Annotated in this window: 2 protein-coding genes and 1 pseudogene; all 3 read left to right on the top strand. The window is 38.5% G+C overall.

The window, feature by feature from the left end; genetic code table 11:
- Nucleotides 1-1,248 (top strand): hypothetical protein (locus A9G24_RS04140; RefSeq protein ID WP_065637904.1); only part of this gene is annotated, 1,248 nt, incomplete at its 5' end.
- Nucleotides 1,248-2,432: a DUF6708 domain-containing protein gene (locus A9G24_RS04135; protein WP_065637903.1), complete on the top strand. Its 1,185-nt coding sequence runs from the start codon at nucleotides 1,248-1,250 to the stop codon at nucleotides 2,430-2,432. The genes A9G24_RS04140 and A9G24_RS04135, both read left to right, overlap by 1 nt.
- A gap of 110 nt (nucleotides 2,433-2,542) precedes the next feature.
- Nucleotides 2,543-3,218, top strand: a pseudogene (locus tag A9G24_RS04130) (hypothetical protein); the annotation flags it as partial.

Here is a 3,218-nt window from a genome sequence, read left to right as displayed (position 1 = left end):
TCGCCTTCTGTAAGAAAACAATTTGATAAGTGGTGGAGTGCCTCCAAAATTACCCGTGAAAATTTATGTTGGCGTGCATATAGTTTTAATATTACAAGCATAATCGATACAATTAATGAGTATCTGGATTTGCAAAAAAAAATCATCATCAGCGATGGCCCTATTACAAATACTGACCATCTATCAACAATTGACACCGCCGTTGATTTACTTAATAAAATCACAGACCATATTAATCAAACGGGTCCCATAATTGATGACTTGGCGACACGTGGCTTGCCTATTGCATTATTATCAATCTCATTTGCTGATTTAGTACGACATTTTTTAAAGGTAACTTCAACACAGGCTGAACAGCGAGTTCTTAACTTTTTTGGTAATATGATTTTGTCTAGAATTAATAAAGAGGCGCGAAAGCTGTATGGTTTACGCATTAATATTTGTGGAAAAAGTTTTACCGCTGACCCAGCAAAAGGCGCTGGACAAATAACCCGTAGAGCGAGGGAGCATTTTCAAAATGCCGATCTGGTTAATACCCGAATTGCCATGATCGTTTTCGGGTTTAGCGCTTATGACACAATCCGAAAAATTACACAAGGCAAATGGAAAAATTGGCGAGAACGAGCCGAACTTGTTGCATCAGGGATGACAACCATGGCTGCAATATTCCAAATAAGGACTAGTGTTATTGAATGTTGTATCGGTAGAGATCCAAAATCGATGACCACAATTACAACGCGTAATGCCTTTGGCCGAATATTTTTATGGGGTGCGACCTTATCGGCAATGGCAGGAGGAATGTCCGTATACTTTGATTTTATAGATGGTAAAAAAGCAAGTGAACAAAATAACGATATAATAGCAATAGCTTATTATGCTAGAGCAATGGCAACCTTCGCGCTTAGTATATCACAATTCTTAGCGGCATTAGGTTCTTTAGTTCCATGGCTAGAAAGAATTGTAAATGAAAGTATTAAGCGAACTATTTGGGTAGCTATGGCTGAATGGGGGTTATTTTTAGGACGAACAGCATTGCAACGAGGGGTAGCTATAGTAATTGGCGCGGTAGGGTTTGTTGCAACCTTATTTACTATCGTAGTGTGTGTCGTTATTATGATTTTTGACGATAATGCATTACAAAAATGGTTAGATCGTTGCTGCTTTAGTAAAGATCCCAAACGTGATCAATTTGATGACTTAACTGAAGAGTTAAACGAGTTTTACCAAGCAGTTCAGGGGACATTTTAATGTATATTGGTGAATTTATATTGTGGTTAAGTAGTGCAATTAAACCTGAAACACGTAAAAAATTGAAAAAAGATTATTCTGATAACTCAATGAAGTTAAGCGAAGTCGCCAAAGATTATACCACAGAGTCGGTCAGTCATAATCCACGCCCGATAGGGCCTTATTATGCCTATAACGATCGCTATTTAGAGATACGAGGAGGTATGCTTGAAAATTTTCGGGGAATTATTACTTGGATTAGTTTAGCTATATTTTTTATTCCTTATTCTAGTGGAGATTTGGGATTAAATATTTTACTCAAATTATATCATCATGAGCGTGGTAATGTTGCCTCGGGTATATTTGCAATAATATTTTTTTTAATTATATTTTTAGTTTCTACTTACTTATGCATCCGTTACTTCCGCTATGTCTGTCGCTTGGAATTATTCACGCTTCGCCATATCCGGGTACGGTTTAATCGGGTAACACGGCAAGTGTATGTACAACGCCCTAAATATTGTGGCGGCATTGCGGTGTTTAAATGGGAACATATTATGCCCGCTAATTTTGGCGAGACTGGCTCGGATATGGGCGGTACTAATGTGGTTAACTTGTTTACTTTTCACCCTTATAAAACTGGCTTTCCCGTTGCACAGTCCGTGGGCGTAGGCAAAAACACTTATAATCCTCAAGATTATAAAGACGAGTGGGAATTTATCCGCCGTTATATGGAAGACGGTCCGAAAAACCTGCCTAAACCACGCCTAAGTACCCACTTACCCATGCCCTTTCACGGTGTTGAGGGACATATTAGCCCCATGATCCATCTGGCAAAAAATAACCCCAGTGTGATCATGATTTTAATGTTAATCCCCGTCTTTTTAATCTTATTGCCATTTTATACTATGGGTTACTTTATTTCGGAATGCCTATGCTGGCAACCTCGTTGGCCAAAAGTGATCAGGCAAGCGGGTATACCCGGTAAACCTTTACCAAAAGAAACCACCCTATCGGATTACCCACCCGAGGTACAAAAGGCGATTTTAGATAATAGCCAAGAGTGGGGCGTAATTGATGACGAAACGGGCGAACTTATCGACTATGGTCAATTTAAAAGACCCAAGAAAAAAGCCAGCCGAAAAAGAAAAACAAAAGCAACAAAACAAGCAGAAAAGCCCATAAAAGAGAATTCAGAGGATTAATTGGTAAGGTTAGATTGTGGCTGCTTTAGTAAAGATGCCAAACGTGATCAATTTGATGACTTAACCGAGGAGCTAAGTGAGTTTCATCAAGCAATTCAGGGGACATTTTAATGTATATTGGTGAATATTTATTTTGGTTAAGTAGTGCTATTAAAACCGCAACACGTAAAAAATTGAAAAAAGATTATTCTGATAACTCAATGAAGTTAAGCGAAGTCGCCAAAGATTATACCACAGAGTCGGTCAGTCATAATCCACGCCCGATAGGACCTTATTATGCCTATAACGATCGCTATTTAGAGATACGAGGAGGTATGCTTGAAAATTTTCGGGGGATTATTACTTGGATTAGTTTAGCTATATTTTTTATTACAGCATCAGGAGGTTATTTCGCACTTAAAGTGGCTTTAAAATTATACAATAATGAATGGGATAATTATAAAATTGGTTCCGGAATATTTGCAATGGTATTTTTTGCAATCATTTTTTTAGTCTCTGCTTATTTATGCATCCGCTACTTCCGTTATATCTGTCGCTTAGAGTTATTCACGCTTCGCCATATTCGGGTACGGTTTAATCGGGTAACACGGCAAGTGTATGTACAACGCCCTAAATATTGTGGTGGCATTGCGGTGTTTAAATGGGAACATATTATGCCCGCTAATTTTGGCGAGACTGGCTCGGATATGGGTGGTACTAACTTAGTTAATGTGTTCTCCTTTCACCCTTATAAAACTGGCTTTCCCGTTGCACAGTCCGTGGGCGTAGGCAAAAACACTTATAATC

It is taken from the genome of Gilliamella sp. App6-5, assembly GCF_001690525.1.
GTDB lineage: Bacteria > Pseudomonadota > Gammaproteobacteria > Enterobacterales > Orbaceae > Gilliamella > Gilliamella apicola_H.
The sequence above is the reverse complement of the archived record's forward strand: the minus strand, read 5'-3'. Positions and strand labels throughout refer to the sequence as shown.

What these genes read in the sequence shown, in the direction of transcription:
- A9G24_RS04135 (WP_065637903.1), top strand. Translation starts at nt 1,248, where the DNA reads ATGTATATTGGTGAATTTATATTGTGGTTAAGTAGTGCAATTAAACCT.